The sequence below is a fragment of the Amycolatopsis sp. NPDC059657 genome (assembly GCF_042734395.1).
Lineage (GTDB): Bacteria > Actinomycetota > Actinomycetes > Mycobacteriales > Pseudonocardiaceae > Amycolatopsis.
This window is the reverse complement of sequence record NZ_JBHWEB010000029.1, coordinates 74561-90175: the sequence shown is the minus strand read 5'-3', so window position 1 is coordinate 90175 and position 15615 is coordinate 74561. Positions and strand designations below refer to the sequence as shown.

The window sequence follows — 15615 nt, the reverse complement described above, 5'->3', positions numbered from 1 at the left end:
CCTGTTTTGTTTGGGTGGCTTTTTTTTTTTTAAAACGCCGCGGTGGGGGGCCCACAAAACCCCCCCCCCAACGCTCACGAGCCCTTACAGCTGGTTGACATCGACCACCCGCACGACCGCGAACCCGGCCTCGTCGGAGGCGGCCAGGTCGACCTCGGCGCTGATACCCCAGTCGTGGTCGCCGGCCGGGTCGTCGAAGATCTGCCGGACCTTCCAGACCTCGGGCTCCTTCTCGATGATCAGCAGCGCCGGGCCGCGTGCGTCCGGGCCGTTGCCGAGCGTCTCGTGCTGGTCGTAGTAGTCCTCGATCGCGTCTTCCCACGCTTCCGAGTGCCAGCCGGATCCGCTGTCCAGCTCGCCCAGCTCGAAGTAGCGGCGCCGTGATGCCAGCTCGACGCGCCGGAACAGCTCGTTGCGGACCAGCACCCGGAACGCGCGCTCGTTGCGGGTGACCGGGGGCGGACCGTCCGGCAGGGACGGCGCGTGCGGGCCCTCGTCGTCGTCGGGGTTGCGCAGCGACTCCCACTCGTCGAGCAGGCTGGAGTCGATCTGGCGGACCATCTCGCCGAGCCATTCGATCAGGTCCTGCAACGCCTCGGTCTTCGCGTCGTCGGGGACCGTGTGGCGCAGCGTGTCGAACGCGTCGGTCAGGTACCGCAGCACCAGGCCTTCCGAGCGCGCGAGCTGATAGAAGTTGACGAACTCGATGAAGTTCATCGCGCGCTCGTACATGTCGCGCACGACCGACTTCGGCGAGAGCTGGTAGTCGTCGACCCACGGGTGGCCCTGCCGGTAGCCGGCGTACGCGACCTGCAGCAGCTCTTCGAGCGGCTTCGGGTAGGTGACGTTCTCGAGCAGCGTCATGCGCTCGTCGTACTCGATGCCGTCGGCCTTCATGGACTGCACGGCCTCGCCGCGTGCTTTGAACTGCTGCTGCGACAGCACCGGCCGCGGGTCGTCCACAATGGATTCCACAATGGACACTACGTCGAGCGCGTAGCTCGGCGACTCCACGTCGAGCAGGTCGATCGCGGCCAGCGCCAGCGGTGAGAGCGGCTGGTTCAGCGCGAAGTCGAACTGCAGGTCGACGGTCAGCCGCACGATCCGGCCTTCCGAGTCCGGCTCCGGCAGCCGCTCGACCACACCCGCGGCGAGCAGCGCGCGGTAGATCGCGATCGCGCGCAGGATGAGCCTGCGCTGCGAAGCGCGGTCCTCGTGGTTGTCCTCCAGCAGGTGCCGCATCGAGTCGAAAGCGTTGCCAGGCCGCGAAATCACGTTCAGCAGCATCGAGTGCGTCACGCGGAAGCTCGACGTCAGCGGCTCCGGCTCGGCCGAGACGAGCCGCTCGAAGGTGCTCTCAGTCCAGTTGACAAAGCCTTCGGGTGCCTTCTTGCGGGTGATCTTCCGCTTCTTCTTCGGATCGTCACCCGCCTTCTCAAGAGCTTTCGCGTTCTCGATGACGTGGTCGGGCGCCTCGACGACGACATACCCGTCGGTGTCGAACCCGGCACGTCCAGCGCGCCCGGCGATCTGGTGGAACTCACGCGCCTTGAGATGCCTCTGCCGGACACCGTCGTACTTCGTAAGCGCCGAGAAGACCACTGTGCGAATAGGTACGTTGATGCCGACGCCGAGCGTGTCCGTTCCGCAGATCACCTTCAGCAGCCCGGCCTGCGCGAGCTGCTCGACCAGCCGCCGGTACTTCGGCAGCATGCCCGCGTGGTGCACGCCGATCCCGTGGCGCACCAGCCGCGAAAGCGTCTTGCCGAACCCGGCGGTGAAGCGGAAGTCGCCGAGCATCTCGGCGATGGCTTCCTTCTCGGTCTTCGTCGTGACGTTGATGCTCATCAGCGTCTGCGCGCGCTCGATCGCGGCCGCCTGCGAGAAGTGGACGACGTACACCGGCGCCTGGCCGCCGTTGAGCAGCTCGCTCATCGTCTCGTGCAGCGGTGTCAGCGCGTAGCGGTAGGTCAGCGGCACCGGCCGCTGCGCCGAGGTGACCACGGACGTCGGCCGCCCGGTACGGCGCGTCAGGTCCTTCTCGAAGTACGAGACGTCGCCCAGCGTGGCCGACATCAGCACGAACTGCGCGTTCTTGAGCTCGAGCAGCGGAACCTGCCAGGCCCAGCCGCGGTCGGGCTCGGAGTAGAAGTGGAACTCGTCGGCCACCACCTGCCCGACCGGGGCGTCCGCGCCGAACCGCAACGCGATGTTCGCCAGGATTTCAGCGGTGCAGCAGATGATCGGCGCGTCGGCGTTCACGCTGGAGTCGCCGGTCATCATGCCGACGTTCTCGGCGCCGAAGGTGTCGATCAGCTGGAAGAACTTCTCCGAGACCAGCGCCTTGATGGGCGCGGTGTAGAAGCTGCGCTTGCCTTGCGCCAATGCGGTGAAGTGGGCGCCGACCGCGACCAGGCTCTTGCCCGAGCCGGTCGGGGTCGAGAGGATCACGTTGGCGCCTGAGACCACCTCGATCAGGGCCTCTTCCTGCGCGGGGTACAGCTCGAGCCCGCGCTCGGCCGTCCACGAAGAGAAGGCCTCGAACAGCGAGTCGGGGTCCGGATCTGCGGGAAGAGCGTCTGTGAGTGTCATCAGATGACCTATCGTGCCATCCGATGGTCGCCACTTGGCGAGGGGCGATCGCGGGCGAAACGCGAAACCCGTAGGCTTCTGCTACCGCGCACCGTTCGGGGGAACCTCCAAGCCTGCGCGCACACTGGCGGTAATTCCGGAGGACAGGAATGGCACAGGACATCATCCCGATCGAACTCGGGCTTCCGCAGGGCGACCTGGTCACCCTGTGGGCCCCGCGCTGGCGGGAAGACGGCGAGGAGTGGGAAGCCTTCCTCGGCGACGAGGAAGACCTGTTCGCGTTCCCGGACGCCGCGCATCTAGCCGCGTTCGTGCGCACGGCCGAGCAGCACGACCTGACCGACCACCCCGCGTGGGACGTCGTGCCAGGCCTGAACGTCCCGGAGCTGATCCCGGACGACGACCACTCGTACGACCTGGTCGGCGTGCCCGAGCTGGCCGCCGGCGAGCCCGACTCGTGGACCATCGCCGAGCTGGCCGAGATCATCGGCATCGTGCGCTCGCTCGCGGACGTCTGCGAGCTCGACGACGTGCACGAGGTGCTCGACGGCAACGAGGCGTTCTCCCTGCTCGACCAGGGCACGCTGCCGTTCAGCGGCCGTGACGGCGAGAAGCTGTGGACCGCGCTGTCGGAGACCGTGTCCGAGAAGTGGGACATCGTGCTCGACGCCGTCGACAGCCTGGTGACCGTGCCGGACGTCGACGAGAAGGTGCTGGAGCAGACCGCGGAGGACCTGTCCGCGTTCCTCGCCGAGTCCGCGGAGGCCGAGGCGGCCGCCGCCGAGGGCGAGCTGGACTCCGACGCCGACGACGACGAGGACGCCGAAGAAGAAGGCCCCGTCGGCTTCTGGGCCGAGGTCGGCATCGACCCGATCAAGATCATCACCGGTGGCAACGAGTACTTCACCCTGCGCTGCTACCTCGACGACGAGCCGATCTTCCTCGGCTCCGACGGCGAGATCGACGTGTTCACCTCGGCGAAGGCGCTGGAGCGCAAGCTCGCCGACGGCGCGTCGCTGGCGGGCACCGACCTCGCCGAAGTGTCCACTTGGGACGAGGTGCTCGCCAAGGCCACCGGCGGTGAGCTCGAGGTCGAGGTCGACTCCGAGAACACCTACGTGCTCACCGGCCTCGACGACGACATCGCGGCCGGCGTCGAAGCGATCGACCCGACCCAGCTCGAGCTGGCCGTCGAGCTGATCTCGGACGCGGCGGACTGGGCGGGCGACGAGAGCGTTTCCGAGGCGCTGGCCTCTTCGGAAGGCTTGAGCTTCCTGTTCAGCTTCATCCTCAAGCCCGAGCCGGGCAAGCTCAAGCCGAGTGCGCCGTTCGACGCGGAGCAGGCGGAGTGGCGCAAGCTCGTCGAATCCTTCGAGGACCGTCTCAACGTCGGCTGATCGCGCAAACGTAGGATCCCCGGATGACTTCCGGGGATCTTGCGCGTGCGACCGCCATGCTCGACTCGATGCTGCTCGCGGACGGTCACAACGACCTGCCGTGGGAGCTTCGGGAAACCTCCGGGCCCAACCCGGTGCACGCGGTCGCCGGTACGGATCTCACCGCCGCGCAACCCCATCTCCACACGGACTTCGTGAAGCTCGCCGAGGGCAAGCTCGGCATGCAGTTCTGGTCGGTCTACGTGCCGTGCGAGTTCGAGGGGCACAGCGCCGTCACCGCGGTGCTGGAGCAGATCGAGGTCGTCCACCAGCTCATCGAGCGCTACCCGGACCGGCTCGCGCTCGCGACGACGGCCGAAGACGTGCTGGCCGCCCGCGCGAGCGGCCGGATCGCCTCGCTGCTGGGCGCCGAGGGCGGGCACGCCATCGCGGAATCCATTGGCGTGCTTCGGAGCCTGCGGTGTCTCGGTGTCCGGTACATGACGCTGACGCACAACTTCAACACCACCTGGGCCGATTCGGCGACCGACGAGCCCCAGCACGGCGGGCTCTCGGAGTTCGGCCGCGAGGTGGTCGCCGAGATGAACAAGATCGGCATGCTGGTCGACCTGTCCCACGTCGCGCCGAGCACGATGCGCGACGCGCTCGACATCAGCACGAAGCCGGTCATCTTCAGCCACTCGTCGTGTGTCGCGGTCAACGCGCACCCGCGCAATGTGCCCGACGACGTCCTGGCACGGCTGGCGGGCAATGGCGGCGTCTCGATGGTGACGTTCGTGCCCGCGTTCGTCTCCCCCGCCGTCTACACGTGGGAGAACGACCTGCGGCCGCGATGGAAGCGGCGGGCCAGGAGTACCGGAATGTGGGCGCCCGCAAGCGTTTCGCGGCCGAGTGGGACGGTCCGGCCAAGCCGGAGGCGACGGTCGCCGACGTCGTCGCGCACATCGAGCACGCGCGCGAGGTGGCGGGCATCGACCACATCGGACTCGGCGGCGACTACGACGGCGTCGGCAAGCTGCCGGTCGGCCTGGAAGACACCTCGACCTACCCGGTGCTGTTCGCCGCGCTGCTGGAGCGCGGGTGGAGTGAGGCCGACTGCGAGAAGCTGGCCGGCCTCAACACCCTCCGCGTTCTTAAGGACTCTTAACCGACAGGCGCGACGCCCGGAGTGACCGCACCGGCGTCGATGGTGTGGTTCTCCGGCGCGGCGTCGACGCCACCGAACGTCCAGGGCAGCGTGACCTGCGGGTCGCTGTAGTCACCACGCGGGTTGTACTCCTGCGGCGCGGTGAAGGTCAGCGCCAGCGGCGTCTGCTGCTGTTCGTCGATCGCGCTCCAGTGCAACTGGATGTAGGCGGGCGAGCCCTCCGAAACCTTGACCGTCGGAGCGTCGCCGCGAGCCTGGTTGTCGATCAGCACGTCGTGCGCGCCGACCAGGTCCAGCGGTAGCGAGCCGGGCAGCGTGCAGCTGACACCGGGCTTCGCGGTGAACTGGACGGCCGCGTAGCGCTGACCGGCACCCGCGCCCCCGTAGACCAGGTTCGTGTCGATATCGCCTGCCGTGCAGTGGAAATCGGTCGGCATCGCGCTCGCGGTGCCCGCGCTCAGCGCGGTGGCGGTGAGAGCGGTGGCGGCCAGGACGGTCATTGTGCGAGTAATCATCTGCTTCCTCCCTGTGTCCTTAGGAAAGATGCCCAGCACGCCGTCAGGTAAGCCCCGTCGTGGGATCCTTCACGATCAAGCAACCCTCGTGTGGGTGAGACGTCCTTAGTCCCGAGTCGACCGCTCCGCCCGTACCGGGATCAGGCCGATCGCGAGCAGCGGGAAGACCGCCGCGATGGCGAACGCGAGCGCGTACCGCGTGTCCCCGATGACCAGTCCCAGCAGGGGCGGAGTCAACGCGGCGGCGATGTTCTGAGTCGTGTTCTGAGCACCCATCGCGCGGCCTGCCCAGTCGATGCCCGCGAGTTCGGCCGACGCGGTGAAGCCCAAACCGTTGTCGCTCACGGTGATCACCGCGGCGAGCACCAGCGCGAGAACCACCAGCCAGGGCCAGGTCCGGTCGCCCAGCGCGACCAAGAGCATCACGGCCGCGCTCGCGACGGCGAGCTGGCGCATCGGGCGCAGCCTGCTGCCGACGCGATCGGACCAGCGGCCGGACACGAGCCTGCCCGCGGCGCCGAGCACCGCGACGGCCGCGAGGAACCAGCCTGCGGCCAACGGGCTCCAGTGCCACACGGCGACCAGGTACACCGGCGCGAACGCGGAGACGGCGAACTGCGGGACGACAAGCAGCGAACTTGCACCGTGCACCCGCCACAATGCGGGTTTCCGGTACGGCGACGGGGTTTTCGCGCGCTCGTGCCTCGGCGGGCGCGGCGGGTCGACCACGAAGCACGCGACGAGCACCGCGACCACGATCGCCAGCCCGGCGGGGAGCAGCATGGCCGCCTGGAAACCGTGGTGCGCGGCCAGCGGCGGCAGTCCGAGCGCCGCGACACCCACGCCGAGCGGCTGAGCCATCTGCCGGATACCCATGGCGAAGCCACGTTCCGATGGTCCGAACCAGCCCATGACCGCGCGGCCGCTCGCCGCGTTGACGCTCGCGGTACTGGCGCCTGCCAGCAGGAACAGGGTGAACAGCAGCACCAGGTCGTGCGCGAAGACCGTGCTCAGCAGGATGAGCCCCGAGACGCCGAGCCCGATGGCCATGATCAGGCGCTCGCCGTAGCGGTCGGCCAGCGCGCCCCATGCGATGAGCGTGAACAGCAGCCCGGCGCTCGGCGCGGCGACGACAGTGCCCGCCTGCGCCAGCGTGAGGTGCTCGGTGTCCCGCATGACGGGAACCAGGAACGGGAGGCCGTAAAGGAAAGCGCACGACGCGGTCTGCGCGGCGAGGCCGAGCGCGAGGATGACCCAGCGTCGCTTGCTCGCCGTGGCCGCCACCTGCGTCATCGCGATCTCCGTCCCAGAATATAGGATCAAGTTCCTACATCTTGAACTTTACTTCGCAACGCTAAGCATCACAAGTGGCGTCATGTCGACAAAAGATCAAGGAGTTCGCGGCGCTCATCGGGGTCGAGGAAGGCGGATTCGGCCGCGTTAAGGGTGAATCGGCGCAGGTCGTCGAGGGTGTAGCCGAAGGCGTCGGAAAGCGCGGCGAATTCGCTCGTCAGCGTGCAGCCGCTCATCAGGCGGTTGTCCGTGTTGACCGTCACGCGGAGGCCCTCGCGGGCCAGCAGGCCGAACGGGTACGCGGCGATCGACGGCGCCGCCCCGGTCTGTACGTTGGATGAAGGGCAGAGCTCCAAAGGGATTCCGGCGTCCCTGACGTGAGTGGCCAACCGTCCCAAGTGGACCCGTCCACCGGACTCCGCAATGTCATCGGCCAGGCGCACTCCGTGGCCGATTCGCTTCGCGCCACATACATGAATCGCTTCCGCGATCGAGTCCACACCGGACGCTTCCCCGGCATGAATAGTGAAATGCGCATTATTTGCGCTGAGAAATTGAAAAGATTCCAGAAAACGCGACGGCGGGTAACCGGCTTCGGGTCCGGCGATGTCGAAGCCGGCGACTCCGGCGCCCGAGTATCGGACCACCAGAGCCGCGATTTCGCGTGCGCTTTCGTGCTGCCTCATCGCGCAAAGTACAGAGCGTACGCGAATTCGCCGCCCCTGACGTGCGGCTCGTCGCTCACCGTCAGCAAAACCGGCCGAAACCGCCTCTATCACCCCTTCGAGTGATAGACCTCGTCCGCGAAAGAGTTCCGGCGCATACCGCACCTCAGCATGGACGATGCCGTCTTCGGCGAGATCTTCGACTGCCTCCGCAGCCACTCTGACCAGCGCGTCTTCGCTCTGTAACACGCCACACGTATGGGCGAATGTCTCGAGGTACGAGACCAGCGAACCGGCGTCCGCGGCGTCTCGGAACCACCTTCGGAGCGCTTCGGAGTCCCCGGACGGGAGGGCCTTATACCCGATCGCGTCGGCGAGTTCGATCACGGTACCGGGACGGAGCCCGCCGTCGAGGTGGTCGTGCAGCAGCACCTTGGGCATGCGGCGAATGTTTTCGGTCGTCACAGGGGTTTTAGACCGCATAGAGCAACCTTACTCACGAAGACATTCCCCTACATGGACGCAAGCCTCGAGCTGAACTTAACCCTCAGCTTTGTCGATCATGGACTGAATCGGCCAACGGGGGTAGACAGGCTTCACGGGGGCCATACGTACGGCAATTCCGCAAAAGATAAGCTTCAGCCCAGTCCCTTCCCATTTCCCCGCCCGACGAAGGACACCGCAGTGACCACTGACAACCACATTGCCGCCCCGTCATTCGACCGGATGCGCAACATGCTGGTGCGCGCGGCCGAAGTTCGTGAGAGCGAGCAGCAGCAGATCTTCGACGCGCTCGACGACATCTACGCCCGTCTCGCGCCGGTCGACTCGCTCGGAGCGGTGCGGAAGCGACTCTCCGAACTGCCCGACCGCACCGAGGTCAGCGTGCTGGCCGAGCGCCTCGACGAGGCCATGACGCGGCTCGAGGCCCAGGACAACGCCCTCTCGGACATCGCACGCGCGGTCGAGAGCATCGTCGACAAGCTGGCCAAGCCGTTCGCTCAGCTCGACGGCCGCCTCGACGGCATGGCCGCCCGCTTCGAAGGCGTCGCCGGCCGCATGGACGGCCTCGAGGACAAGCTCCAGAACATCCACCGCCGCATCGACGAGGTCGGCGGTCACCTGGACAAGCAGGACCTCAAGATCGAGTCGCTCCCTGCTTCGGTCACCGGCCCGGTCCGCGAGCGCATCGAGCTCGCCGAGTCCACCCTGCGCGAGCGCATCGACTCCACCGACGCCGAGCTCCGCTCGAAGGTCGAAGAGCTCGACCGCAACACCAAGGAGCGCATCGGCGCCAACACCGAGGCTCTCAAGACCGCGCTCACCGAGACCGGCGAGATGATCGACGCCTCCGAGCGCCTCGACGGCCTCGGCGACCGCCTCGAGAAGGTCACCGTCCGCCTCGACGAGCTGGCGAACCGCCTCGACAAGGTCGAAGACGGCTTCACCTCCCAGCTCGGCGACCTCGACGGTTCCATCAAGACCGGCCTCTCCAAGGTCGAGGGCACCCTGTCGAAGCAGCCGGACACGGACTCGGTCACCTCACTCGTCCGCAAGAGCAACGAAGAGTCCGAGCGCCGCATCGGCGGCCAGCTCGACGAGGCGATGGCCACCTTCGCGGAGCTCATGCTCGGCGGCGGCCCGGCCGCTCCCCAGCTCGCCCCGCCGCCCCCGGCCCCCCGCCAGCCCCGCCGCGCCGCCCGCAACGGCCGCGCGCCCAAGGCCACCGCGGACGCCAAGGCCAAGACCAACGGCGAAGTCACCGACGACTCGGCCGAGTAGTAGCCTGTACCTCGTAAGGTGCCCTTCCCTACCAACCCGGGGGAGGGCACCTTCGTATTTGGGGCTTGGTTCCGGTTCGGGTCTGCTTGGGTTCGGGCCTGCGCTGACACGGATCTCGGCAATCGTGGGCTGCGCGAAAGGGGTTGGGGGCCTTGGTTTCGGATTCGGGGTCTGCGCTGACACGGATCTCGGCAGTCCAGGGCTGTTGAAACGGGTTTGGGGCCGCTGAGTGGCCCCAAACCCGTTTCAACTCGCGGTCGTGGCTACTCGTGGCCGGTGAGCGGGCGCAACCCCCTTGTATCCGCCTGGCAGGGGTTTGACGGTGTGGATTTCGGGTCACCTGGCGTCCCAAAAACCCACACCGTCAACCCCGACCCCGTCCTGAGCAGGCCCCCGAATCCACGCTACCGCCCACCCCCGACAAGAAAACCCACCCAAGATCAACAACCTAGGCTTGTCCACACCCTCCCCCAACCGTGGACAACCCACCCCAAGTCGATCTTGGTCCCCCTCCCGCCCCCGGGCCGCCGATAGGCTGGACGTGGGGCCGGCCCCCTGGGAGTGGCGGGGGATGGGATTTGGTGGTCAAGGGGCGAGTTTTCAGCCGCGCAGGGTCTCCAGGACCAGGGGGGTCGCCTCCGGAGCCTCGTCCGCGATCGTGAAGGCTCCTTCCAGCGACGCCAACGCCGCCGGGACCGCCTCTGGGGTGTCCGTGTGGAGCTCGAGCAACGGATCGCCCGCCGAGACCGGGGCGCCGGGCTTCGCGAGGCAGAGGATGCCCGCCGCGGCCTGCACGGGGTCCTCCTTGCGAGCCCTGCCCGCGCCCAAGCGCCAGGCGGCGACGCCGACCGAATAGGCGTCCAAGGTCGCGAGGACGCCGGAGTGAGGAGCCTTGACCACCTCGACGTGGCGGGGCTTCGGCAGCGGGGCTGAGGGGTCGCCGCCCTGAGCCGAAATCATCGCGCACCAGACGTCGTAAGCCTTGCCGGAAGCCAAGACCGCCGCAGGGTCCACATCGGACAGACCGGCCAGTGCGAGCATTTCGCGGGCCAGTGCCACCGTCAGCTCGACGACGTCGGCCGGGCCGCCGCCGCGCAGGACCTCGATCGACTCCGCGACCTCGACCGCGTTGCCGACGGCTGCGCCGAGCGGGGTGTTCATGTCCGTGATCAGGGCGGAGGTCGCGACGCCGTGTGCGACGCCGATTTCGACCAGCTGGGAAGCCAAAGCGCGGGCCTGGTCCAAGGTCTTCATGAACGCGCCCGAGCCGACCTTGACGTCGAGCACCAGGCCTGAGGCGCCTTCGGCGATCTTCTTGCTCATGATCGAAGAGGCGATCAGGGGAATGGACTCCACTGTGGACGTTACGTCGCGGAGTGCGTAGAGCTTGCGGTCGGCTGGCGCGAGACCTTCGGTGGCCGCGCAGACGACCGCGCCGACCGAGTCCAGCTGGGCGATGATTTCCGAAGTGGACAGTGCGGCGCGCCAGCCGGGGATGGACTCGAGCTTGTCGAGGGTGCCGCCGGTGTGGCCGAGGCCGCGGCCGGACAGCTGGGGCACGGCGGCGCCGCAGGCCGCGACCAGCGGGGCCAGCGGCAGGGTGATCTTGTCGCCGACGCCGCCGGTCGAGTGCTTGTCGACCGTGGGGCGGCTGACCTTCAATGCCAGCCGCTCCCCCGAGTCGATCATCGCCCCGGTCCAGCGGGCGATCTCCCCGGAATCCATGCCACGCAGGAAGATCGCCATCGCCAGCGCCGACATCTGCTCCTCGGCGACCACGCCACGGGTGTACGCGTCGATGACCCAGGCGATCTGCTCGTCGCTGAGCCTGCCGCCGTCCCGCTTCGTACGGATCACGTCGACAGCGGTGAAGGTTTCGCTCATAGGTACAGACTAAGCGGGCAGGTGCTCCGGGCCAAAGGCATCCGGAAGCACCGACGACATCGGCAAAATCCCGCTGGGAGTGTCCACAAGGCACTCCGGGCCGCCGAGTTCGTACAGCACCTGGCGGCACCGTCCACACGGCATCAACAGGTCACCGGCGCCACTGCGGCAGGCCACCGCGACCAGCCTGCCGCCACCCGAGAGCCGCAGCTGCCCCGCCATCGTGCACTCGGCGCACAGCCCGAGTCCGTACGAAGCGTTCTCGACATTGCAGCCGAGCACGAGCCGTCCGTCGTCCACGATCCCGGCGACGCCGACATGCAGGCCCGAGTAGGGCGCATACGCGCTCGCCGCCGCCTCGACGGCGCGAGTGCGCAGCGCGTCCCAATCGATGTTCATCAGCCCTCACCGCGGCGGAAGATCTGGCCGACGTACTTCGGGATACGAAGTCGTTGCGCGGCAAGGGAAAGCACCAGCAACGTCACCACGTACGGTGCCGCCGTCACCAGCTCCGGCGGCGCCTTGTCCGTCGTCGCGAACCACAGGATGAACGCCGCGCCGAGCACCACGGCCACCGTGGCGACCGCGAAACGCTTGGCGCGCAACTGGATGAACGCCAGCACGAGCAGCGCGAGACCGAGCAGCAACAGCAGCGCGTGCACGGATTCCTCGCCACGCAACTGCATCGCGTCCGTGTAACCGAAGAGCCCGGCACCCGCGGCCAGGCCACCCGGCCGCCAGTTGCCGAAGATCATCGACGCGAGACCGATGTAACCACGGCCACCGGTCTGGCCGTCGCGGAACTGGCCGGAGCTGACCGCGAGGATCGCGCCGCCGAGACCCGCGAACGCGCCGGACGCGATGATCGCCGAGTACTTGTACTTGATGACGTTGACGCCCAGCGACTCCGCCGCGTGCGGCGCCTCGCCGCAGGACCGCAGCCGCAGGCCGAACGGCGTCTTCCACAGCACGTATCCGGTGCCCGCGAGCAGCAGCACCGCGAGGATCGTCAGCAGCGAGAGCCCGGTGGTCAGCCCGCGCAGCAGACCGGCCACATCGGACACGAAGAACCAGTGCTTCTGCTCCAGGTCGCCGAGCAGCGAGGACAACCCCGGCACGGTCACCTTCTGGACGTCCGCGACCGGCGGCGACTGCTTCTGGCCACCACCCGGCGCCTTCGCGAAGTACAGCTTCGCGAGGAACAGCGTCAGGCCCGGCGCCACCAGCGTGATCGCCACACCCGAGATGATGTGGTCGACACCGAAGGTCACCGTCGCGACCGCGTGGATCAGCCCGCCGAACGCGCCGAGCACGATGCCCGCGAGCACGCCGACCCACGGACCCCATTGGTAGCCCGCGAAACCGGCGCCCCAGGTGCCGAGCACCATCATGCCTTCGAGGCCGATGTTGACCACACCGGCACGTTCGGACCACAGCCCGCCGAGACCGGCGAGCGCGATCGGCACCGCGGCGGTCAGCGCGGCCGCGACCGTCCCGCTCGACGTGAGGTCGTTCGCCCCGGTGAGCACCCGGACCAGCGACACCACCGCGAGCGCGGCGACCGCGATGTAGAGATAGATCATCGGCGACATTTGCCGCTTCACCGGCGCGGGCGGCACCTCGACGCCAGCGCTCAATCCACCGACACTCATGCCGACACCTCCGCCGCGGTCTTGGTCGTGCCGAGCGCGTGGCCGACGTCACGCTGTTCGAGCTTGAGCCGGTAGCGGCGCACGAGCTCGTAGGCGATGACCACCGAAAGCACGATGATCCCCTGCATGATCACCACGATCTCCTTGGGCACACCGGAAATGTCGAGCACGTTCGAGCTCTGGTCGAGCACGCCCCACAGGAACGCGGCGAACGCCATGCCGACCGGGTGGTTCCGGCCGAGCAGCGCGATCGCGATGCCGGTGAAGCCCAGCCCCGCCGGGAAGTCCAGCGCGTACGAGTACGAGGAGCCGAGCAGCTGCGGCATGCCGACCAGCCCGGCGATCCCGCCGGAGATCAGCATGCTCGCCAGCACCATCTTCTTGACGTTCACGCCGCTCGCGACCGCGGCGGACTCGGACAGGCCGGTCGCCTTCAGGTCGAAGCCGAACCGCGTGCGGTTGAGCATGAACCAGTAGAGGAATCCGACCAGCGCGGCCAGGATGATCAAGCCGAAGATCTTCGACGACGATCCGGTGTAGGCGAAGCCGGGCACACGCCCGCCCTCGGTGATCGTCGCGGTGCCGATGTTGTTGCTACCGGCCACCTTCACGGCCAGCCGGTCCGCGTTGAGCAGGTACGCCACGATCGCGGTGGAGATCGCGTTCAGCATGATGGTCGAGATGACCTCGCTGACGCCCCGCGTCACCTTGAGGAATCCGGCGATACCGGCCCAGATCGCACCGACCGCCATGGCGGCGATCAGGGTCAGCAGGATCCGCACGAACGACGGCATCCCCGACAGGAACGACGAGCCGGCGAACGCCGCCGCCAGCATCGCCGCGAGGCGGTACTGGCCGTCGACGCCGATGTTGAACAGCCGCATGCGGAAGCCGATGGCGACCGCGACCGCGGACAGGTAGTAGGTGGTCGCGCTGTTGATCGAGTTGACCAGCGTGCGCGGCCGCTGCGCGGACTTGACCATCTGGTCGAGCACGTCGATCGGCGGATGCCCGGTGCCCGCGAGGATCAGCGAGCACACCAGCAGCGCGAAGACCAGCGCCGCGATCGGCGCGGCCAGTCCCAGCGAGATCGAGCGGACTGAAAATCGTCCCATCAGGACACTCCCTCGCCCGCGCCGGTCATCGCGGAGCCGAGTTCCTCCGGGGTGACCGACTTCGGGTCGTATTCGGCGACGAGCTTGCCGCGCAGGATGACCGCGAGCCGGTCGGACATGCCGATCAGCTCGTCGAGGTCGGCGGAGATCATGAGCACCGCGAGGCGCTCGGCGCGGGCGCGCCGGATGTGCTCCCAGATGGCGGCCTGTGCGCCGACGTCCACCCCGCGCGTGGGGTGGGAGGCGAGCAGCAGCACCGGGTCACCGCTCATCTCACGGCCGATGATCAGTTTCTGCTGGTTACCGCCGGACAGCGACGCGATGGCGACCTCGATGCCCGGCGTGCGGACGTCGTAGTCCTTGACGATGCGCTCGGTGTCCTCGCGCGCGTCCTTGCGGTCGAGCAGCAGCCCGCCGGCCTTGACGCTGGGCGCCTTCGTCTGGTGCCCGAGAATCCGGTTCTCCCAGAGCGTGCCCTCCAGCAGCAGGCCCTGACGGTGCCGGTCCTCCGGCACGTACGCCATGCCCGCGTCTCGGCGGTCGCGTGTGGACTCCTTGGCGAGATCCTTGCCCTGCAAGGAAACCCTGCCACCGGCGAGCGGACGGATGCCCATCAGCGCCTCGACCAGCTCGGCCTGCCCGTTGCCCTCGACACCCGCGATGCCGAGCACCTCGCCCGCGTGGATGGTGAACGACATGTCCGCCAGCACGGTCCGGCCGTCGGCACCTGCCACGGTCAGCCCGGAGACCTCGAGCACCGGGGTGGTGGTCACGGTCGACTCGCGCAGCTCCGGCACCGGCAGCGCGCTGCCGACCATGAGCTCGGCGAGCTGACGTGCGGTGACCTCGCCAGGCGCGACGCTCGCGACGGTGGTGCCGCGCCGGATGACGGTGATGTCGTCGGCGACCGAGAGCACCTCGTCGAGCTTGTGCGAGATGAACAGGATGGTCAGGCCCTCGGCCTTGAGCTCGCGCAGGTTGCCGAAGAGTTCGTCGACCTCCTGCGGCACGAGCACGGCGGTCGGCTCGTCCAGGATCAGGATGCGGGCGCCGCGGTAGAGGACCTTCAGGATCTCCACCCGCTGCCGCTCACCCACCCCGAGGTCGTCGACGAGACGGTCCGGGTCGACGCCGAGGCCGTAGCGCGCGGAGATCTCCTTGATCTTCGCGCGGGCGGCCTTGAAGTCCAGCGACATGCCGGTTTTGGGCTCGGTGCCGAGCACCACGTTTTCCAGTACCGTGAAGTTGTCGGCCAGCATGAAGTGCTGGTGGACCATGCCGATCCCGGCGGCGATCGCGTCGGCCGGGCTGCCGAAGGTGACCTCCGAGCCGTCGATGCTGATGGTGCCCTCGTCAGGACGGTGCATCCCGTACAGGGTCTTCATCAGTGTCGACTTGCCCGCGCCGTTCTCGCCGACCAGTGCGTGCACTGTGCCGCCCCGCACCCCGACGTTGATGTCGGAGTTGGCGACGACGCCGGGGAACCGCTTGGTGATGCCCTTGAGTTCAACGGCGTAACTGGGTTGCCGTGGTGCGGCTGAATCCTCGCTGATCGTGCACGCTCCTCACGAAC

At 68.0% G+C, this 15615-nt stretch carries 11 protein-coding genes and 1 pseudogene; 3 read left to right on the top strand and 9 right to left on the bottom strand.

Annotated elements, in window-relative coordinates; genetic code table 11:
• Positions 1–84: 84 nt before the first annotated feature.
• A complete protein-coding gene (locus tag ACFV15_RS18210; protein WP_378351626.1) occupies positions 85–2592 on the bottom strand; it encodes a DEAD/DEAH box helicase in 2508 nt (835 codons plus the stop codon).
• A gap of 149 nt (positions 2593–2741) precedes the next feature.
• Between ACFV15_RS18210 and ACFV15_RS18205 the strand changes: the two genes are divergently transcribed.
• Together ACFV15_RS18205 and ACFV15_RS18200 are read left to right on the top strand one after the other, a co-directional pair.
• Positions 2742–3989 (top strand): primosomal protein, encoded by a 1248-nt coding sequence (locus ACFV15_RS18205; protein WP_378351625.1) that lies wholly within the window; start codon positions 2742–2744, stop codon positions 3987–3989.
• A 23-nt stretch (positions 3990–4012) separates the two neighbouring features.
• Positions 4013–5136: pseudogene (locus ACFV15_RS18200) on the top strand (dipeptidase).
• Here ACFV15_RS18200 and ACFV15_RS18195 read toward each other — a convergent pair.
• The 3 genes from ACFV15_RS18195 to ACFV15_RS18185 all read right to left on the bottom strand — a co-directional run bounded on the left by ACFV15_RS18195 (position 5133) and on the right by ACFV15_RS18185 (position 8092).
• Positions 5133–5651: a DUF4232 domain-containing protein gene (locus ACFV15_RS18195; protein WP_378351624.1), complete on the bottom strand. Its 519-nt coding sequence runs from the start codon at positions 5649–5651 to the stop codon at positions 5133–5135. The pseudogene ACFV15_RS18200 and the gene ACFV15_RS18195 overlap by 4 nt on opposite strands.
• A 105-nt stretch (positions 5652–5756) precedes the next feature.
• Complete coding sequence (locus ACFV15_RS18190; RefSeq protein ID WP_378351623.1) at positions 5757–6944, bottom strand: MFS transporter; 1188 nt, start codon at positions 6942–6944, stop codon at positions 5757–5759.
• Between the two features lie 80 nt (positions 6945–7024).
• Positions 7025–8092, bottom strand: a complete 1068-nt coding sequence (locus ACFV15_RS18185) for an adenosine deaminase (RefSeq protein ID WP_378351622.1) — start codon at positions 8090–8092, stop codon at positions 7025–7027.
• 201 nt (positions 8093–8293) lie between these two features.
• Here ACFV15_RS18185 and ACFV15_RS18180 point away from each other — a divergent pair, with 201 nt between their 5' ends.
• Complete coding sequence (locus ACFV15_RS18180; RefSeq protein ID WP_378351621.1) at positions 8294–9391, top strand: PA containing protein; 1098 nt, start codon at positions 8294–8296, stop codon at positions 9389–9391.
• A gap of 600 nt (positions 9392–9991) precedes the next feature.
• Here the strand turns inward: ACFV15_RS18180 and ACFV15_RS18175 are convergent.
• From ACFV15_RS18175 to ACFV15_RS18155, 5 genes are read right to left on the bottom strand one after another with little or no spacing between them, the layout of a single operon-like run.
• Positions 9992–11275 carry a thymidine phosphorylase gene (locus tag ACFV15_RS18175; RefSeq protein WP_378351620.1) on the bottom strand — a complete coding sequence of 428 codons (1284 nt, stop codon included), beginning with the start codon at positions 11273–11275 and terminating at the stop codon, positions 9992–9994.
• A gap of 9 nt (positions 11276–11284) precedes the next feature.
• Positions 11285–11674, bottom strand: a complete 390-nt coding sequence (locus tag ACFV15_RS18170) for a cytidine deaminase (protein ID WP_378351619.1) — start codon at positions 11672–11674, stop codon at positions 11285–11287.
• On the bottom strand, positions 11674–12927 hold the full coding sequence (locus ACFV15_RS18165) for an ABC transporter permease (RefSeq protein WP_378351618.1): 1254 nt from the start codon (positions 12925–12927) through the stop codon (positions 11674–11676). The genes ACFV15_RS18170 and ACFV15_RS18165 overlap by 1 nt, the downstream gene beginning before the upstream one ends.
• Positions 12924–14042 carry an ABC transporter permease gene (locus ACFV15_RS18160; RefSeq protein ID WP_378351617.1) on the bottom strand — a complete coding sequence of 373 codons (1119 nt, stop codon included), beginning with the start codon at positions 14040–14042 and terminating at the stop codon, positions 12924–12926. Before ACFV15_RS18160 ends, ACFV15_RS18165 begins: the two co-directional genes overlap by 4 nt.
• On the bottom strand, positions 14042–15595 hold the full coding sequence (locus ACFV15_RS18155) for an ABC transporter ATP-binding protein (protein WP_378351632.1): 1554 nt from the start codon (positions 15593–15595) through the stop codon (positions 14042–14044). The genes ACFV15_RS18160 and ACFV15_RS18155 overlap by 1 nt, the downstream gene beginning before the upstream one ends.
• Positions 15596–15615: the final 20 nt, after the last annotated feature.

Excerpts from the sequence above, each read along its gene's own strand:
- ACFV15_RS18210 (WP_378351626.1), bottom strand. The coding sequence starts at position 2,592 with ATGACACTCACAGACGCTCTTCCCGCAGATCCGGACCCCGACTCGCTG.
- ACFV15_RS18205 (WP_378351625.1), top strand. The coding sequence starts at position 2,742 with ATGGCACAGGACATCATCCCGATCGAACTCGGGCTTCCGCAGGGCGAC.
- ACFV15_RS18195 (WP_378351624.1), bottom strand. The coding sequence starts at position 5,651 with ATGATTACTCGCACAATGACCGTCCTGGCCGCCACCGCTCTCACCGCC.
- ACFV15_RS18190 (WP_378351623.1), bottom strand. The coding sequence starts at position 6,944 with ATGACGCAGGTGGCGGCCACGGCGAGCAAGCGACGCTGGGTCATCCTC.
- ACFV15_RS18185 (WP_378351622.1), bottom strand. The coding sequence starts at position 8,092 with ATGCGGTCTAAAACCCCTGTGACGACCGAAAACATTCGCCGCATGCCC.
- ACFV15_RS18175 (WP_378351620.1), bottom strand. The coding sequence starts at position 11,275 with ATGAGCGAAACCTTCACCGCTGTCGACGTGATCCGTACGAAGCGGGAC.
- ACFV15_RS18170 (WP_378351619.1), bottom strand. The coding sequence starts at position 11,674 with ATGAACATCGATTGGGACGCGCTGCGCACTCGCGCCGTCGAGGCGGCG.
- ACFV15_RS18165 (WP_378351618.1), bottom strand. The coding sequence starts at position 12,927 with ATGAGTGTCGGTGGATTGAGCGCTGGCGTCGAGGTGCCGCCCGCGCCG.
- ACFV15_RS18160 (WP_378351617.1), bottom strand. The coding sequence starts at position 14,042 with ATGGGACGATTTTCAGTCCGCTCGATCTCGCTGGGACTGGCCGCGCCG.